The organism is Planococcus sp. BI3 (genome assembly GCF_056680115.1).
Genome location: NZ_CM155266.1, coordinates 3008719 through 3025400, shown reverse-complemented (window position 1 = coordinate 3025400; position 16682 = coordinate 3008719). Strand labels below are relative to the sequence as shown.

The 16682-nt window shown below is 50.2% G+C and carries 18 protein-coding genes; 1 reads left to right on the top strand and 17 read right to left on the bottom strand.

Features of this window, described 5'->3' with window-relative positions; translation table 11 throughout:
* Window positions 1–53 precede the first annotated feature (53 nt).
* The 15 genes from AC1MEO_RS15180 to AC1MEO_RS15110 all read right to left on the bottom strand — a co-directional run bounded on the left by AC1MEO_RS15180 (window position 54) and on the right by AC1MEO_RS15110 (window position 14307).
* A complete protein-coding gene (locus AC1MEO_RS15180; protein WP_480331767.1) occupies window positions 54–1433 on the bottom strand; it encodes an FAD-dependent oxidoreductase in 1380 nt (459 codons plus the stop codon).
* Between the two features lie 5 nt (window positions 1434–1438).
* Window positions 1439–1888, bottom strand: a complete 450-nt coding sequence (locus AC1MEO_RS15175) for a GlcG/HbpS family heme-binding protein (RefSeq protein WP_191714835.1) — start codon at window positions 1886–1888, stop codon at window positions 1439–1441.
* A 21-nt stretch (window positions 1889–1909) separates the two neighbouring features.
* Window positions 1910–2653: an SDR family NAD(P)-dependent oxidoreductase gene (locus tag AC1MEO_RS15170; RefSeq protein WP_480331764.1), complete on the bottom strand. Its 744-nt coding sequence runs from the start codon at window positions 2651–2653 to the stop codon at window positions 1910–1912.
* A gap of 9 nt (window positions 2654–2662) precedes the next feature.
* Window positions 2663–4084, bottom strand: a complete 1422-nt coding sequence (locus AC1MEO_RS15165) for an FAD-binding protein (protein WP_480331763.1) — start codon at window positions 4082–4084, stop codon at window positions 2663–2665.
* Window positions 4081–4977, bottom strand: coding sequence for an isocitrate lyase/PEP mutase family protein (locus tag AC1MEO_RS15160; protein ID WP_480331762.1), 897 nt, complete (start codon window positions 4975–4977; stop codon window positions 4081–4083). The genes AC1MEO_RS15165 and AC1MEO_RS15160 overlap by 4 nt, the downstream gene beginning before the upstream one ends.
* A 25-nt stretch (window positions 4978–5002) precedes the next feature.
* Complete coding sequence (locus AC1MEO_RS15155) at window positions 5003–5800, bottom strand: adenylyltransferase/cytidyltransferase family protein (protein WP_480331761.1); 798 nt, start codon at window positions 5798–5800, stop codon at window positions 5003–5005.
* Window positions 5801–5821: 21 nt separating this feature from the next.
* On the bottom strand, window positions 5822–6775 hold the full coding sequence (locus tag AC1MEO_RS15150) for a VOC family protein (protein ID WP_480331759.1): 954 nt from the start codon (window positions 6773–6775) through the stop codon (window positions 5822–5824).
* Between the two features lie 253 nt (window positions 6776–7028).
* Window positions 7029–8042, bottom strand: coding sequence for a 4-hydroxy-2-oxovalerate aldolase (gene dmpG, locus AC1MEO_RS15145; RefSeq protein ID WP_480331757.1), 1014 nt, complete (start codon window positions 8040–8042; stop codon window positions 7029–7031).
* Between the two features lie 12 nt (window positions 8043–8054).
* Complete coding sequence (locus AC1MEO_RS15140; protein ID WP_480331756.1) at window positions 8055–8933, bottom strand: acetaldehyde dehydrogenase (acetylating); 879 nt, start codon at window positions 8931–8933, stop codon at window positions 8055–8057.
* On the bottom strand, window positions 8930–9721 hold the full coding sequence (locus tag AC1MEO_RS15135; RefSeq protein WP_480331754.1) for a 2-keto-4-pentenoate hydratase: 792 nt from the start codon (window positions 9719–9721) through the stop codon (window positions 8930–8932). The genes AC1MEO_RS15140 and AC1MEO_RS15135 overlap by 4 nt, the downstream gene beginning before the upstream one ends.
* A 16-nt stretch (window positions 9722–9737) precedes the next feature.
* Window positions 9738–10214, bottom strand: a complete 477-nt coding sequence (locus AC1MEO_RS15130) for a flavin reductase family protein (RefSeq protein ID WP_480331752.1) — start codon at window positions 10212–10214, stop codon at window positions 9738–9740.
* Between the two features lie 31 nt (window positions 10215–10245).
* Window positions 10246–11199, bottom strand: coding sequence for a VOC family protein (locus AC1MEO_RS15125; RefSeq protein ID WP_480331750.1), 954 nt, complete (start codon window positions 11197–11199; stop codon window positions 10246–10248).
* 54 nt (window positions 11200–11253) lie between these two features.
* Window positions 11254–12438, bottom strand: a complete 1185-nt coding sequence (locus AC1MEO_RS15120; RefSeq protein ID WP_480336121.1) for an acyl-CoA dehydrogenase family protein — start codon at window positions 12436–12438, stop codon at window positions 11254–11256.
* Between the two features lie 32 nt (window positions 12439–12470).
* Entirely contained in the window at window positions 12471–13328 is an 858-nt protein-coding gene (locus tag AC1MEO_RS15115) for an alpha/beta fold hydrolase (RefSeq protein WP_480331749.1), read from the bottom strand.
* A 346-nt stretch (window positions 13329–13674) separates the two neighbouring features.
* On the bottom strand, window positions 13675–14307 hold the full coding sequence (locus AC1MEO_RS15110) for a GntR family transcriptional regulator (protein WP_480331747.1): 633 nt from the start codon (window positions 14305–14307) through the stop codon (window positions 13675–13677).
* A gap of 198 nt (window positions 14308–14505) precedes the next feature.
* On the opposite strand from AC1MEO_RS15110, the gene moaC reads away from it, so the two are divergent.
* Window positions 14506–14994 carry a cyclic pyranopterin monophosphate synthase MoaC gene (gene moaC / locus AC1MEO_RS15105; RefSeq protein ID WP_480331746.1) on the top strand — a complete coding sequence of 163 codons (489 nt, stop codon included), beginning with the start codon at window positions 14506–14508 and terminating at the stop codon, window positions 14992–14994.
* Between the two features lie 134 nt (window positions 14995–15128).
* On the opposite strand, the gene AC1MEO_RS15100 is transcribed toward moaC, so the two are convergent.
* Together AC1MEO_RS15100 and AC1MEO_RS15095 are read right to left on the bottom strand one after the other, a co-directional pair.
* Window positions 15129–15644, bottom strand: a complete 516-nt coding sequence (locus tag AC1MEO_RS15100; protein WP_480331744.1) for a MogA/MoaB family molybdenum cofactor biosynthesis protein — start codon at window positions 15642–15644, stop codon at window positions 15129–15131.
* A gap of 18 nt (window positions 15645–15662) precedes the next feature.
* On the bottom strand, window positions 15663–16682 hold the full coding sequence (locus AC1MEO_RS15095) for a ThiF family adenylyltransferase (RefSeq protein ID WP_480336119.1): 1020 nt from the start codon (window positions 16680–16682) through the stop codon (window positions 15663–15665).

The following is a 16682-nucleotide window of genomic DNA, read 5'->3' as shown; positions in this document are numbered from 1 at the left end:
CCCGCTTTAACAGACAGTGGAGGATGAAGACCCCCACTGATTGAAGCTTTTCTTTATAAAACCGCTTGCTTCTTTAATGCACTTTGGACGGCGATGCGTCCGAAGATTGCAGCTTTGCCCAAGGAACTGCCGGTCATATAACCCGCTCCGTGGAAGCCGCCGGCAATTTCCCCGGCTGCGTACAAGCCTTCAATGGGTTCGTTATAGGGATTCAACACCTGCGCATATCGGTCGACACTGACACCCGCATATGTGGCAAGCATCGCAACCGTCGTGTGCATCGCATAAAACGGCGCCTGGCCGATCGGCTGCGGCTTGCCGAAATGATGGGTCAAGCTGTCGCGCCCAAATCCACGGTCAGCGCCATTTCTGACGTCTTCATTATAAACAGCTACTGTTTCTTTCAGATCTTCCGCCGGCAAACCGATTTTTCGGGCAAGTTCATCAAGCGTTTCTGCCCCTTCAATCAAGCCAAGCGACTGGAGTTTGGCGAAATCGTAGAGGGCATCGCCCGCGACGCCTTGCTCCATAATCGCCTGGTCCCAAATTTGGTAAGTGAGTTTGTCCGGTTGTCTCAACGCTTCCGTTCCGATCAATTTATAGGAGATCGATTCATTGACAAAGCGTTTTGCTGATTTATTGACGATGATGGCGCCTTTGTAGAATGCCAATGCCTGTGATTTCCGCGGGCCGTCTGCTGTCGGATGAAAACCGAAAGTGCCTTTCAGGTACGGAAAATCGCGGAGCCAGGCACCTTGTTCACTGGCAAGCCGGATGCCGTCACCGACATTTCCTGCGCCGCCGATTCGTAAAGCGCCATCCAATTGCGGAGCAAATGCGGACAGCAGTTCTTCACTTTTTGAAAATCCGCCTGAAGTCAACAGCACTCCATTTTCCGCTGTTGCAGTGAAGGTCTGCCCCTCGTGTTCATAGACCACTTCCGCAACCCGGCCTGCTTCGTTTTTCCGAAGGCGTTGAACCTTGGACTGTGTTTTGAAAATGACATTTCCGGATTTTTCCGCTTTTTCGTATAAGGCCGTAATGGCTTGAAGCGGCGTGATCGTATGCCCACGCGGCACACTATGCCCGCTGACCGCCTGCACTTTATGGAACTCGACACCTTGGGCAACCAGCCATTGATAGGTCTCAAACTGATGCTCGCCATAAGCCTCGACCAAATCGATTTCATTTTTCCCTTCACCGACCGCCAGCATGTCCGCGACCAGAAATTCCGTTTGATCGTCAATTCCTTCACGCTGCTGAATATCGGTTCCGGCAAAAGCCATATAGCGTCCGCTCAGCAGGGAACTGCCCCCGAACTGCTCTTCCTTTTCAAGCACCAGGACGCTTGCCCCTTGCCCAGCCGCTTCCGCCGCTGCACATAAGCCGGCCATTCCCGCTCCGACAATGATGAGGTTAAAGGTATTTTCCATGAGCTTTACACAGCCTTGGTGGTAAGCTGCTCCAAAACTTCAAGGGCGGCTTCACAGACCTGCATGTCATGCGTGTAATGCCCGCCGCTGACGCCGATTCCGCCAATCAATTCCCCGTCGATCTTGATCGGGTAGCCGCCGCCGAAAATAACCAAGCGCTCTGTATGTACCAGGCCATGCAATAACGGTGGATCATCCTTCAAGCGGTCATACCATTCATGTGTCGCACGGTTATAAGTTGCTGCTGAAAAGGCTTTGTTCTGTGCGATATCCAGGCTCAATACCGGCGCATTGTCCATTGCTGAGAAAGCTTTAAGGTTTCCGACTCTGTCGACAATCGAGATGCTGAAAGGCATGCCCAATTCTTTTCCTTTTTCTACTGCAGCCTCCAATAGTTTAGTGGATAATTCAAGGCTGATGTTTTTTGATGAGATTGCTGATACGAATTCAGTCATTTTTATCGTTCCCTTCAATTTTTATTTTTGTAAGCTGGCGATCGGCTGTCCTGCACCGAACGCTTCAATCGATGCGGCTGTAATTGCGACCATTTTCGGCAGACATAAGTCAACCACTACATGCGCGATGTCGATCGGCTTGAGCCAGCCGCTTTTATCGACATCCATGCCCAAGTCATCAATCATTCGGGTGTCGACAGGGCCCGGATTCACTACATTTACGCGGATGCCATGCGGCTTCAACTCTTCACCCAAAGCTTTTGAAAATCCGATGATGGCGTGTTTGGATGAGATATATGCACTTCGGTTCGGCCCGCCTTTTGTCCCCCAGATCGAGCCGATATTGATGATGACGCCGTCCCTCTGTTCAATCATTCCCGGTACGACTGCTTTGCTCAAGTTGAACGGGGCATGGACATTGATATCGTGCACCCATTTCCATTCTTCCAGCGTCGTTTCTGTAAATGGCTTGAGGCTCATGACACCGGCATTATTGATTAGGATCGCCACTTTTCCAAGTTCATTTTCCACCGTTTCAACTGCTTGTTTCACTGCCGCTTCGTCGCCCACATCGCAAATTACCGCGATTGCCCGGACGCCATATTGCTCAGTAATCAGATCTACCACTTCCTGGCATTCATCCGCACTTCTGGCACAAACCGCCACATCCGCTCCATATGAAGCAAGCAGAATGCAGGTTTCACGGCCGATTCCACGGCCGCCGCCTGTGACCAGCGCCACTTTCCCTGTTAACAAAAGCTCCACCCCTTTTCATTAAGAATAAGATTTCACGTTTGAAGAAATAAACTTCACTGCATGCTCCCCGGAACGTTTGCCGAATACCAGGCCACGCAACACTGACGTACCGCCAGGGTATTTCCCGTAATAAAGTCCAGTCATCTCTCCTGCAGCGTAAAGGCCAGGTATCGCTTCGTTGTCATTGGATAAGACGCGGCCATGGACATCGGTCGCTATTCCACCGTTTGTAAAGACGTTGCAGCAAATGATCGGATAAGCGATATACGGCCCTTGATCAATCGGTACCGCCCAATTGGATTTGGGCGGTACAATGCCCACGGCTTTTTTGCCATCTTTTTTGTTCCATAAAAATTCGCCAGGCTGCACCGCTTTATTGAAATCTCCGACGGTCTTCGCCAGGACCTCTGCAGGAATGTCCAGTTTCTCCGCCAGCTCTTCGATGGTTTCCCCGGTTACAGGCGGCTGTTCGGTTTGCAAGGCTTCCTCGTAATTCGGAATAGCGTATAATTTTTGATCAGTGATCATATAAGCGATGTGGTTCGGCAGTTCATAGAAAATTTTCCGTGCTACCGCTTCGTACTGTTCATCAATCGTCGAGGCGCCTTCGTCGACGAACCGGTTGCCGTTCTGGTCGACAAGGATGGCGTACGGGTAAGTCATGACGCCCGCTTCTTCACGTTTGCTGCGCGGATCGACCGGCTCTGCATGGAAGGCATCCCATTGTCCGGAACCTTTGGCGCCGAGCTGCATGGCCATGCGGATGCCTTCACCTTTATTGAAGAGACCGCCTTCGGCAACCGGCGGTATCTTGTGCGCATCCCGTCCGATATACTGCGCCATCATTTCCTGGCTTCCTTGGAAACCGCCCGATGCCAGGATAACCGCGCTGACGTTCAACTCCACGGAACTGCCGCCTTTGATGCGGATTTTCAGCCCTGAGACTGCTCCTTCTTCATCGAGGCTCAAATTCCAGGCCGTCGCTTCATAGATGATTTCCACACCGAGTGCCCGTGCACGCAGCGACAGTGTGTCGATCAAGGCGCGCCCACCGCCGACCGGCAACAAGCGCGGTTTGGCTGACGTCAAAAACATCGTCGGCAAATAGTCGAACCCGACACCTTTCGATTCGACCCAGCGCAAAGTCGGTCCGGCATGGTCATAGAGTGTTTCGATATACTGGCGGTCCGAGAAATTATCCGAAAACGCCATCATGTCTTCCTTAAAGTTCGGTGCCGGTTGGTCGATGGTTTCCATGCGCATATAAGCCGCTGTCCAACGCGAGTTGCCGCCCCGGTTATCAAAATCCGCCCGCTCGATGATGGCGATCTTCAATTGCTGATCCTGTTCCTTCGCTTTTTCTGCAGCTGCCAGAGCCGCTGCAGTACCTGCTGCACCACAGCCGATAATGGCAATATCATAGTCGATTTCTCTCGTCATCGTTTGCGCGCCTCCTCTAGTACATCAAATTCAAGGTATTGCTTTTCCCATTGTTTGATCTGCTTGAGCTTGAACAGCTCCTGCCGTTCTTCCCACGTACAGATAAACTCATGGATGTTCTCCTGTGACTTATCCTGCTGCAGGATTCCCAAGCTTTGTTGAATGCCTTTGATAGCTGAACGCAATACGGTATTGGCACAAAGCATGATCTGGAAGCCCATCTTTTCCGCTCTTTCCAGCGAAACCAGCGGCGTGCTGCCCCCTTCAACCATATTGATGATATGGGGGATATCCGGAACCTGTGCCGTGATCTGCATCAGCTGTTCAACGGTTGTCGGCGCTTCAACAAAAATGACATCCGCTCCCGCTTCCTTATAGGCATTGGCCCGGTCGATCGCCTCTTCCATGCCGTAAATGGCCAGGGCATCGGTTCTCGCGATGATCGATAGGTCCTCGGCTTGGCGTGTATCGACTGCCGCCTTGATTTTATTGACCATCTCTTCTTTTGAAATCACTTGCTTGCCGCCGAAATGGCCGCATTTCTTAGGAGCTACCTGATCTTCAAACTGGATCGCCGAAGCACCAGCGCGCTCCAATTGTTTAACGGTGCGCATCAAATTCAATGCATTGCCGAAGCCGGTATCACCGTCTACAACGATCGGCACATTGGTGACATCCGACATGCGGGCCACCACATCCGCTATTTCAGTGACTGCCGTCAGTCCGACATCCGCCCAGCCGAGCTGTGCATTGGAAATTCCTGCGCCGGTTGCGTAGATAGCGGGAAATCCGAACTCCTCAATCATCCGTGCCGTCATTCCGTCATAAGCACCCGGCAACAAAAATGCATTCGGCTGCTCGAGCAATTGTTTAAACTGTTTATTTTTCGTCATCCAATCATCCTCTGCCATTGATTTATCAAGCGAAGCTGAAGACGTTTTCTTCAACTTCCTTATGCCATTTGATTGTCATGCGTTTGTCTGAAATAAAGCCGATGCGGTTGAAATTGATCTGCCGGTCGTTTGTCACCTGCAGAATCCCAGTCATTTCGCGGTCGTGGCATTTCAGCGTGACGACGTATTCACCCGCTGCCGGCAAGGTATAATGCGGAAGCAGACCGTTTTCTGGGCACCATTCAATGGTGTAGGCTTCACCCATCATGTTCTGCAGAAACTCGATATCCCCAGTCGCCAGCTTTTCGCGGATCCGCGTTGAGCTGATCTTCTCTCCGCAGACTTCCACTTTCGCCACTTCCGTTACTCCGAACTGGCCGCCGCCATGATCGGCAAGCGTCGTGACATTTCCCGCTCCTTTAGAGCCGTACGTATAATCAAATCCGCAGACGACATGCTGTGCATGCAAGCCAACTAAATAATCCTGTACAAATTGCTGTGGAGACAAAGCGGCGAAATCCAAACTGAATTCAACAATCAAGAACAGATCCACACCAAGCTCTTCCAGCCGCTGCTGCTTTTTCTCCAATGGCATCAAATAATCGACTTGCACTTTGCCTTTCGACAACACACTTTTCGGGTGTGGGAAAAAGCTCATGACCGACAACGGCAATCCCAGCAAGTCCGCTTTCTTCTTCGCTTCTTCAATCACGGTCCGGTGGCCTTTATGCAATCCGTCAAAAAATCCAAGGGCGATGACATGCGGCAGAAGCTCAAGCTGGTGCTGACGCAGATTTGCGTAATCGATTTCAATTGTTTTCATGAGAGTTCGCCTCTTTTCCCCTTATTTTGCTTCGATGGTGATATTGTTCAATTCCTTGTCCTGCACTGAATCTCCCCAATACGTATTGCCGACTGCCCGATCTTTCATCGTCCATTCCACCGGCTCCCAGTCGGGTTCGAAGATCAAATAGCCGCCGGTGAAGAGTTCTACGCGGAAACCGCTGCCCGGATCCATGACGTACAAGTAAAGCGCCTGTGAAATGCCGTGTTTTCCTGGACCGATGAACTCGATATTGTTTTCGCTGAGAATATCCGCCGCCCGCAGGATATCCTGTGAATCATCGGACCAATAGGAGATGTGATGGATGCGGGCCGGTGACGGCAAGGACGGCTTTTGTGCAATGGCCACATCGTGCACCAATTGCGTAACGCTCATCCAGCCTGCAATGATATCTCCATTGTCGTCCCGCAAATACTCACGCATATTGAATCCCAGCTCCTTCAGGAATTCGTAGGTGATGCCGGCATCCGTCGTCGTGTGGATATTGACGTGGTCCAAGCGTCTCGGTGAAATCCCTTTTGCCCAGGCTTTGTAAGTCTGGTTTTTCAAGACCGATTTCCGGTGTTCTTCCGGTGCCGGGCGCTCGATATCGTAATACAATTCAAACGTATGGCCGCTTGGCAGCTGGAATCGGATCGCTTCGCCGATGCCAGGCGTTTCACCAGCTGCGTAATACTCCACTTTCACGCCATCTTTTTCCAGCAGCTCCCGGAATTCCTCGACGTCCTTACGGTTTTTCGTCCGCCAGCCGATGTATTTCACATGGCCGCTGTCCCCTTTTTCAATGGATAAGGTATGGTGCTGAAAATCTCCCCATGCCCGTAAATAATGGACGCCATCAATTTCAGTCGTTTCTTCAAGCCCGATCACTTCTTTGAAGAAGTGCAGGGATGCCTCTAAATCTGGTGTCACCAACGACACATAGCCCAATTTTGCAATTTCCGGATTCGCCATTTTCTTTTCGCCCCTTTGTATGCGTTTACAATTATTTCTCTCTGACTAATAAAATTTGTAGAATATACTGAAATATTACACAAATCATTTCTAGCATACTAGAGTAGAAATTATCCGTATTGAAGGTTGTTTTCCGGTAATTTTTATTAGTTTTTCAAACAGAATCGTTTTGATATCGAATAAAATGCAGAAAAAAACGCTGTAAAGAGGGTCTCTCTCCAGCGTTTCCAATTTTTTCTATATTAACTGCTCTTTATTGAGCCTTCTTCGCCGCAAAACTCTGGGCAACATCATAAATCAAATCTTCCTGCCCACCCACTGCCTTCATGCGGCCGAGTTCCACGAGGATATCCCGTTCATCGACACCGAACTTTTGTGCGGCTGTCTGTGTATGGAGCAAAAAGCTCGAGTAGACGCCCGAATAGCCCATGATCAGGCTGGAGCCGGTAATTTCCTGTGGCCGCTGCATGAACGGGGCTACGACTTCATTCGCCACATCCATGATTTTGTATAGATCGATTCCGGTATTATAGCCGAGGCGTTCCAGAACCGCCACCATCACTTCAGTCTGTGTGTTGCCGCTGCCGGCGCCAAGCGCGCGCAGGCTGCCGTCGATATAGGTGGCACCGGCTTCAACCGCCGCTACGGTATTGGCCATCGCCATCGACAGGTTGTTATGGCCATGAAAGCCGATTTCACAGCCCACCGATTGCTTTAATGCCGTAATTCGTTCCGTCACTTCATGCGGCAGCATATATCCCGCCGAATCGGTCACATAAATCACTTCAGCACCATAGCTTTCAAAAAGCTTGGCCTGCTCGACGATTTTCTCGACACTCGCCATATGGGCCATCATGAGGAAACCGACCGTCTTCAACCCCAGTTCCCGGCCAAGTGCGATATGCTGGGCCGCAACGTCCGCTTCCGTAACATGCGTCGCCACACGGACCATTTTCGCCCCGGCTTTCACTGCCTCCTGCAGGTCTTCTGTAATGCCGATTCCAGGAATCAGCAGGACCGATACTTTTGACGTTTTGCAGACATCCGCTGCCGCCTCGATCAGCTTCAGCTCGTCCACTTTCGACAATCCGTATTGCAAGGAAGAGCCGCCCAGGCCATCGCCATGGGATACTTCGAAATAATTGACGCCTGCCAAATCCAGCCCTTTAGCCGTATCGCGGACATGCTGTTCCGTAAATGCGTGCTTCATTGCGTGACTGCCATCCCGAAGTGTCACGTCCAGTATTTCAAATGACCGTTGCGTCATTGGATTCTCCTCCTAAACCTCTGCAGCCATCAGCTGCTTCGCCATTTCGTTTGCCACTTTCGCCGCTGCTGCAGTCATGATATCCAAGTTGCCTGAATAAGGCGGGAAAAAGTCGCCCGCCCCTTCCACTTCCAAAAAGACCGAAACTTTACGGCCGTCAAATTGCGGTTCCCCACGCAGACGATAGCCAGGCACATAGCTTTGCACGTCCTTCACCATGTCATTGATCGATGCGATGACTGCCTGTTCCTGCCCTTCGTCAGCCATGAGCGCGTGAACGGTATCCCGCATCAGAATCGGTGGTTCTGCCGGATTCAGGATAATGATCGCTTTGCCTTTTTTCGCTCCGCCCACCTGCTCGATCGCCTTAGAAGTAGTGTGGGTGAATTCGTCGATATTGGCACGTGTTCCCGGACCTGCACTTTTGCTGGCGACGGTTGCGACAATTTCTGCGTATTCGACTTCCACTACACGGCTGATGGCATTGACGATCGGAATCGTCGCCTGCCCGCCGCAAGTCACCATATTCAAGTTCGGTTTCTCAAAATGCTCATCCAAATTGACAGTCGGCACAGTGAACGGACCGATCGCTGCCGGTGTCAGGTCAATGACTTTTTTACCGGCGGCCACCAACAGTTCGCTGTGATGTTGATGCGCTTTTGCAGATGTTGCATCGAAAACGATATCGACAAGCTCCAGTTTTTCCATCAAGCCGTCAATGCCGTTCGCCACCACTTCATAGCCGCGGTCAGCCGCACGCTTCAACCCTTCCGATTCCGGGTCGATGCCCACCATGACGCTCATCTGCAACGCATCGCTGCGCTCGATTTTGTACATCAGGTCCGTTCCGATATTGCCGGATCCAATAATGCCCACTTTCAGCTTTTTCACACCCGCTCACCTTCCCTTACAAACGATACCGACACATCGCCAAGTTCCCCGAAGTCAGCTGTAAAATTTTCATCCGCTTCAAAAGGAACCGCTTTTGACAACGCACCCGCCAGGATAAAATACCCCGCACGCAAAGTGATGCCGTATTCCGCTACCGCATTGGCAAGCCAGGCTACCGCTTTTGCCGGATGTCCCATCACCGCTTCACCAGTAGCTGAATCAAACCAGTCGCCATTTTTATAGGCGTTCATTTCGACAGCAGCCAAATCCACATCTTTCACATAGGTCCGTTTGCTGCCGAATACCGCTCCCGCTGAAGAACCATTGTCTGCGACGGTATCTTCAAACTTGAATTTCCAGTCTTTGATGCGGCTGTCGATGATTTCGATGGCTGGCACGACGTAGTCAGTAGCTGCCAGGACATCTTCCACTGTGACATTCGGCCCCTTCAATTCATTCTTCAGGACAAAGGCAATTTCAAACTCGACTTTCGGCTGGATAAACTGCTCCACATTGACAGAGCTGCCCTGCCCGAAAACCATCGAATCCAGGATATGGCCATAATCCGGCGTATCCACATTGAACATGTCCTGCATGACTTTGCTGGTCAGCCCGACTTTCAAGCCTTTGATTTCTGCGCCCTGCTCTACTTTTTCCTGAATCTGAAGCAATTGGATCTGGTAGGCCTCTTCAACAGAAATCGCTTCTGTTGAAGAGGTGAATGGAGCAATTGGTGCTTTGTTTTTTTCAGCTTGCTTCAGCTTTTCTGCCGCTGCTTGAATATCCATCGAATTCCACTCTCCCTTATACGACTGGTGCTTTTTCGGCTAACGCATGGTATTGGCCGCTGAAGTAAATCAACGGATTGCCTTCTTCTATTTTGAGGTCCAGGACTTCGCCGATCAATAAGGTATGGTCTCCTTCGACATGTTCCGCAACCAGTTTGCAGCTGACCTGTACTAATGCTTTCGGAATGACTGGATTGCCTGCCAACTCACCAAATGCGACTTTGCTGTCGTCTTTTACCTGCCCAGCAAACATACGGGAGTAATTTTCCTGATCCGCAGCCAGTATATTCACCGCGAATTTTTGGGATTCCTGCACTTTCGCCAGGAAGCGTGCCTTGTGCCCGATTGATACGACCACCAGCTTCGGTGTCAATGAAACCGACATAAAGGCATTTGCTGTCATGCCGGCCGGCTCGTTTTCAAACTCTGTCGTCAACACGGTAACTCCTGTTGTGAATTTGCCCATTGCATCTCGGAATAAACGATCATCCATGATGATTCCTCCTCTATTTTCGGTTTATTTTTCAGGCTTTAATGGTCGGATTATTTTCTGTCTTGGTATCTGTCTGGTCGCCCCAGTAGGTGAAACCAACGTCCATTTCGTCAAGTGTCCAAACAATCGGCTCCCAGTCCGGTTCAAAGATCAGGTAGCCGTTGGTGAAGATTTCAACACGCACTCCACTGCCTGGATCGATGGCGTAAATATACATGGCCTGCGAAATGCCGTGCTTTCCTGGCCCTACAAAATGAATGCCGTGTTCTGTCAGGATATCCGCTGCCCGCAGCAGATCCTGCGCATTGTCCAGCCAATAGGAAATGTGGTGGACTTCATTGGTGGAAGCGGCATTCGGGTCATGGCTGATGGCGATGTCATGCACTAGTGCTGTGACACTCAACCAGGCGCCAACCAAACTGCCGTCCGGTGCCTGTACGCATTCACGCATTTGGAAGCCCAGTTTGTCCATCAGGAAATCTGCCAGTTCATTGGCTGGCAAGGAAGACAGCAAATTGACATGATCGATCCGTCTCGGCGATACACCGCGCGCCCATGATTTATGCGATTGGTTTTTCAGTACTGAACGGCTTTTCGGATCTGCCAGGGTTTTTTCCATATCGTAATAGATCTCCAATGTATGGCCGCTTGGCATCTTGAAGCGGAACGCTTTGCCTTGGCCGGCTTCGATGCCTTCTTCGTTCCACGTGACGGGAGTGCCTGACTCTTCCAGAATTTTCGCAAAGCCTTCCACGTCCTCCGGTTTTTTCGTGCGCCAGGCAATATGGTCCAGTTTCGCTTCGTCTCCCTGACGAATGGTTAGGGTATGATGTTCGAAATCGCCCCACGCCCGCAGGTAATGGACGCCGTCCCGCTCTTCCGTTTCCTCTAAGCCCAATATTTCTTTAAAGAACCATAAAGATTTCTCCAAGTCCGTTGATACTAATCCAAAATGCCCCAATTTTGCGATTTCCGGTTTGCTCATCCCAAATTCCTCCTCTTGAGTCCCTTTATATACTGAAATTTCAATCTTATTTATTTAAACGAAATACGTATTCGGCTCCTGGCCGCACATGACTCTGCCGTATGTCTCGATCAAGCTGGATGGTGTGATGAAGCCGTGCAGGTGCATCGACAGGAAATCTCGGTAGACCAGTTGGAACAGGTTGTTGTTATAGGAGAACACCGAACCGGCTCCTTCTGTCAGCAAGTCGATCGCTTCTTTGCAGAGTTGGTTGACGTAGCCGAAATCAGCTTTCATGCGGATGCCTTCCTCCATCGTCAATTGCAGTCCCCGAACAGAATAATCATCCAGCATATCGACCGCCCGGTACAGATGAAGCTCAGCCGAATCGATTTTCAGCTGCGCTTGCGCCACTTGCATGTGGGTGATCGGCGCTTCGCTCATTTTTGCATAGAAAGTATTGCCGATGCCCGCTTTTTCGACGCGCTCCATATGAAGATCCATCGCCGCCTGCGCCAGTCCAAGTGCAGGAGCCACAATCGACAAGGTCAATGAAGGGACAAAAGGCGTCTGATATAAAGGAATGTCACGCAGCTGCTCGATCATGTATTCCCCTTGTCTCGCCAGGCGATCCAGCGATACGCGGTGCTCCGGGAGGAAGACATTCTCGACTTTCACGCTATTGCTTCCCGATCCCCTCAAACCCATGACATTCCAGTCATTCAGAACCGTCACTTCATGTCTCGGCAGCACCATGATGGCCATTTCCATGCCGCCTTTGCCGTCATCCACTGGGAATCCGAAATAGAACCAATCGGCATGCGGGCTGCCGGACACGAATGGCCACTGCGCTTCTTTAATCATGTAGCCGCCTTCCGTTTTCTCGATTTCACATTTGATCGGTTTAAAGTTCCCAGCCAAGATGACATCCTGTCCTTCACCAAAAATTTCATCGAGTGCCAATTGGCCGAATGCATAGGAAATCATATAATCCCGGATATTGCTAAGTGATACGAACCAGCCCGCCGAACCGTTGCCGCGGGAAATTTCCGTCACCACTTCTGTATAGGTGCGCATATTCGTCTGGTAGCCTCCGAAGATTTCCGGACGCAGGACCTTCAACAGCCCATTGCTGCGCAGCTCCTCAATCACTTCATCAGATAATTCACTATTGCGGTCAATTTCCAAGCTCAGGTCCCTTAACTTCGGAATCAACGCAGTTCCGCTTTCCACCAGCATCTTTTTGGTATCTGTCGCCATTTGAGTCAATATAAACACCCCTTATCCAATTTTTATGCGCGGTTCAATACTTTATTGCGGTTGAAGAAATCCTGGGTCAGTTTGATGAAATTCTCTCTCTGTTCGATCTGTGCCCAGTGCCCACATTGCTTGAAGACATGCAGTTCAGCATTTTCCAGGTATTCCATTACGTATAGGCTGCTTGCCAACGGAACGAAACGGTCCTGGTGTCCATGGATCAGGAAGAATTCGTGCTTCATGCGTTTGAGCGCAGAAGGCGGAACCAGCATATCGGACAATTGCGTCTTCCCGAAGTTTTCTTCGTAGGATTTGCGTACTTCCGGACGGTTGAACAGCTCCATTCGTTCTTCTACAATGCTGTCCAGTTTGTCTTCCATGCCGGTCATATCATACAAGAACCAGCTCAATAAGTTGCGCAGCGCTTTGGCAGTCGGATCTTTGTGGAAGTTCGCCAGCTTGCTGAGTTCCGGTGTCGGTTCAGTCAAACCGCCGCCAGCGCCCATTAAGACAATGCGGTCGAAACGGTCTGGTGTGTCCATCGCCAGGAACAGGGAAATGACGCCGCCCAGTGAATTGCCGACCAGATGAACCTTCTCCAGGTCCAATGCATCCATTAAATTCAATACCTGCTCGATTCGCCAGTTCATCCACTGCGCTCCGTTGGCCGGATACTCTGTCGGGTGATCCGTTTCGCCAAATCCAAGGATGTCAGGAGCTACAACATGATAATTCTCAGCGTATTCCGCCAGAACACCTTGCCAGTTCGAACTTGCACTCGCTCCAGGGCCGCTGCCATGAAGGAAAAAGATCGTCTCGCTATTGCCGGCTCCTCCCTCGTGTATAAATGTTTCATATGCACCTGTCTGGACTTTCCGTTTCGTGATTGTCATTCTGTCCACCCCTTAAGTAAAATTTTAGATAATTATATTCAAGCTTCTTTTCTACAGATTCAGTCTGTATTTCCTTATTTTATGGTCAACTAATATTTCAGTGTGTCTATACGTAATCCTTTTCCGATAAAACCCCAAAGCTTCTGTTTTCTGCTTGCAGCCTCCCTTCCATCTTCCGATCCATTCCATGTCCGCTTCAGTAAAACGCTTACATTGTTCTTGTAACTGATTCTATGCGGAATAAACTAAACTTTCAATGATATTTGAAAACTCAATAAATAGTTATCTAATTCCATTCGGTTTTCTGTATATAACCTACTAAAAACGGTCTTGATATCTGCAAGATTCAATCCATATGTCCGTATTTACCAATAATAAATTGCGCAACCCGCTTCAAATGCTTTTTCATCAGCAGCTCTGTCAGCTTTGAATCCCCATCGCGCAGCGCATAATAAATCATGCGGTGCTCAGCCTGCGACTGTTCACGGTTGGCTCCCCGAAACAAGGTTTCGGAAGCATTAAGGTAATTCAGGTAATCCCAATTGATTTTATTTGTCTGAAATGCATAACTATTGTTGGCTGCCCGGCAGATCATTGTATGGAAATCCCGGTTCAAGTTTTCGTAATCACCCGGTTCAATGGAAGGCTGTTCCATCGCTTCGAGCAGTTTCTTCAATTCCTCAAGCTGAAGCTCGTTGATGGATTTAGCCGCCTGCTCTGCCAGAAAGACATCGATATTGACGCACAGCAACAGCCTTTCCTGCACTTCCCGGGCATCTGGCCGACGCACAAAAACACCGACCTGCGGCGTAATGGTGATATAGCCTTCCCGCTCCAAACGCGACAACGCCCGGTGAATCGGCGTGCGGCTCATCACCAACTTTTCTGCCAGACGATTGATGCTGATCGCTTCTTTGACGGAGAATTTCCCCTCAATGATCATTTTCTTGATTTGCTTGTATGCCTGCTCTTCTTTCATAGTTATGGCCCCCCGCTTTATTTATGTAATGTTCAGACTTTAAGTTGAACTATAGTCGGCAATTCTCTCACTTGTCAATAACGCATTTTGGCAAAAGCAGCCAAAGGTTTTCAAAGAAACTGCTTGATTGTCCAAAAATCAAAGACAGTCTCCAGCCATGCTATACTGAAAGGACTCACTAGTGAAAGGATGATTCTTTTGTTTGAACTGACACATTTCAATGCCCAGGGCCGCGCCAAGATGGTCGATGTCTCTGATAAGAAAGACAGCGTCCGCACAGCCCGCGCCACCACTTCCGTTCTGCTGAACAAAGCAATTTACCAGCAGATCAAAGAAGGCACCAATAAAAAAGGTGATGTTTTCGCCGTCGCGCAGGTAGCCGGCATCATGGCCGCCAAAAATACTGCCCAAATCATCCCGATGTGCCATCCGTTAGCTCTTAGCGGCGTCGATATCGAATTCCAATGGAATGTCGATGAAGATGCCAATCATTTTGAAGTCCTTCTGACAGCAGAAGTTAAAACGAAGGGGCCAACAGGTGTCGAGATGGAAGCTCTCACAGCCGCTTCCGCTGCTGCTTTGACGATCTACGATATGTGCAAAGCCGCTGGCAAGGAAATGGTCATCGGTCCGACCATGCTGCTCCAGAAAACCGGCGGGAAATCAGGCGATTACGCACGAGGCTGAAGAAGCAAAGTTACAGGGCTCAGCATCGCCGCTCCATCAATTCCGCAAAAAAAGCCTATGGATCCGTCAGTTGTGACGGATCCATAGGCTTTTAATTTTTACTGATTGGTGAACCTTTTTCCTGTCAGCCGTAATTATGCGTGCGGCTCATGATGCTTGGTCAATTCAGAGTGGATGTGCTGGATTTCCGGCAGGATCAGCCGTTCCATTGCCAGCTTTACAGCCCCACGGGAACCGGGGAGGACAAAGATGGCTTTGTCATTGGCCACACCGGCTGCAGCACGGCTTAACAGTGCTTTTGTACCGATGTCTTCAGAAAAACTGACGTAACGGAAGAGCTCACCGAAGCCATCAATTTCCTTTTCAAAAAACGGTTCAACCGCCTCCAGGGTAACATCGCGTTTGGCGATCCCTGTTCCGCCGGTTGTGACAATCACATCAATCTCATCCCTCTCTAACCAGTCGGAAACGACGACACGGATGGCCGCTATATCATCTTCCACTATGCCGTATTCCACAAGTTCCAATCCTTCATTTCGGGCAAGCTGCTGAACAAGCTGGCCTCCGGTATCCGTTTCTTTTGTGCGCGTATCGCTGATCGTCAATACCGCTATACGCACCTGTTGGCCCCCTTGGAACGATTCCGACATACAAACTCCTCCTCTGGATTACCCGAATACTTGATGGTATAATTTCCGGCCTTCCGCTACATTATGGACGCCGTGAATCAGCAGCCGGCCATTGCCGAACAGCACCATGCGGTGATGGAAAACCTTTAATTCGACGAAATAAGGCGTCCGCTTCACCCCAGCCTCTAAACGCCGGCCAACTTTTTCCGCATCGTCCAAAGTGATGGGGCGGTTTGGGTCAGGCAAAATCTGCACCGCGTCCCGGCCGCATAAAACGGCATAGAAATTCACTCCTGTTTCGTTGAGCGACGGAAATACTGCGTCTTCTCCGCAGGTTTTGCAGGCAGGATCCTTGATGCGCGCCACGCCGATATCCAGCTGGCTGTTGTCCCATAAGTTGAAATGATGAATCTTTTTCCGCATCGCTTCGCGGTTGCCGCTCAGCCATTTCAATGCTTCTGTGCATTGAAGCGCGGCCGTCACTTGGACCGCTGGCGAAATGATGCCAACCGTATCACAGGTTTCATTGATTGCTGGAAGTACCGGCAGCAGGCAGCGGAAGCAGGAACTTTCCCCTGGTATAAAGGGAAAAACCACTCCCGAACTGCCGACACAGGCACCGTAGATCCAAGGCACGCCATATTTTACAGAAGCATCATTGATCAATAGACGGGTTTCAAAATTATCGGTGGCATCCAGGATCAAGTCACTGACAGCCGCCAGTTTCTCCATCCCCGCTGCATCCAAATGCTCCAGATAAGTGAATAAACGCAGATCGCTGCGGATAGCTTTCAGCCGTTGTTCCGCCGCCGCCACTTTTGGCAGCATCTGCTGGGCATCCGTTTCAGTGAAAAGCTGCTGGCGCTGCAGATTCGATAACTCTACATAGTCACGGTCGACGAGGTGGATGGTCCCGATGCCGGCACGTGTCAGTGTTTCTGCGATTGCCGACCCTAGAGCTCCGCAGCCGATGATGGTGACAGTTGATAAGACAAGCTTTTGCTGGCCGGTTTGGCCGAGCGGCTTGAATAAGACTTGCCTTGAATAGCGTTCATCCAT

Bases quoted from the DNA above. Each gene is read 5' to 3' on its own strand.
- AC1MEO_RS15180 (WP_480331767.1), bottom strand. From the start codon at position 1,433: ATGGAAAATACCTTTAACCTCATCATTGTCGGAGCGGGAATGGCCGGC.
- AC1MEO_RS15175 (WP_191714835.1), bottom strand. From the start codon at position 1,888: ATGACTGAATTCGTATCAGCAATCTCATCAAAAAACATCAGCCTTGAA.
- AC1MEO_RS15165 (WP_480331763.1), bottom strand. From the start codon at position 4,084: ATGACGAGAGAAATCGACTATGATATTGCCATTATCGGCTGTGGTGCA.
- AC1MEO_RS15160 (WP_480331762.1), bottom strand. From the start codon at position 4,977: ATGACGAAAAATAAACAGTTTAAACAATTGCTCGAGCAGCCGAATGCA.
- AC1MEO_RS15155 (WP_480331761.1), bottom strand. From the start codon at position 5,800: ATGAAAACAATTGAAATCGATTACGCAAATCTGCGTCAGCACCAGCTT.
- AC1MEO_RS15150 (WP_480331759.1), bottom strand. From the start codon at position 6,775: ATGGCGAATCCGGAAATTGCAAAATTGGGCTATGTGTCGTTGGTGACA.
- dmpG (WP_480331757.1), bottom strand. From the start codon at position 8,042: ATGACGCAACGGTCATTTGAAATACTGGACGTGACACTTCGGGATGGC.
- AC1MEO_RS15135 (WP_480331754.1), bottom strand. From the start codon at position 9,721: ATGGATATTCAAGCAGCGGCAGAAAAGCTGAAGCAAGCTGAAAAAAAC.
- AC1MEO_RS15130 (WP_480331752.1), bottom strand. From the start codon at position 10,214: ATGGATGATCGTTTATTCCGAGATGCAATGGGCAAATTCACAACAGGA.
- AC1MEO_RS15125 (WP_480331750.1), bottom strand. From the start codon at position 11,199: ATGAGCAAACCGGAAATCGCAAAATTGGGGCATTTTGGATTAGTATCA.
- AC1MEO_RS15120 (WP_480336121.1), bottom strand. From the start codon at position 12,438: ATGGCGACAGATACCAAAAAGATGCTGGTGGAAAGCGGAACTGCGTTG.
- AC1MEO_RS15115 (WP_480331749.1), bottom strand. From the start codon at position 13,328: ATGACAATCACGAAACGGAAAGTCCAGACAGGTGCATATGAAACATTT.
- AC1MEO_RS15110 (WP_480331747.1), bottom strand. From the start codon at position 14,307: ATGAAAGAAGAGCAGGCATACAAGCAAATCAAGAAAATGATCATTGAG.
- AC1MEO_RS15100 (WP_480331744.1), bottom strand. From the start codon at position 15,644: ATGTCGGAATCGTTCCAAGGGGGCCAACAGGTGCGTATAGCGGTATTG.
- AC1MEO_RS15095 (WP_480336119.1), bottom strand. From the start codon at position 16,682: ATGGATGAACGCTATTCAAGGCAAGTCTTATTCAAGCCGCTCGGCCAA.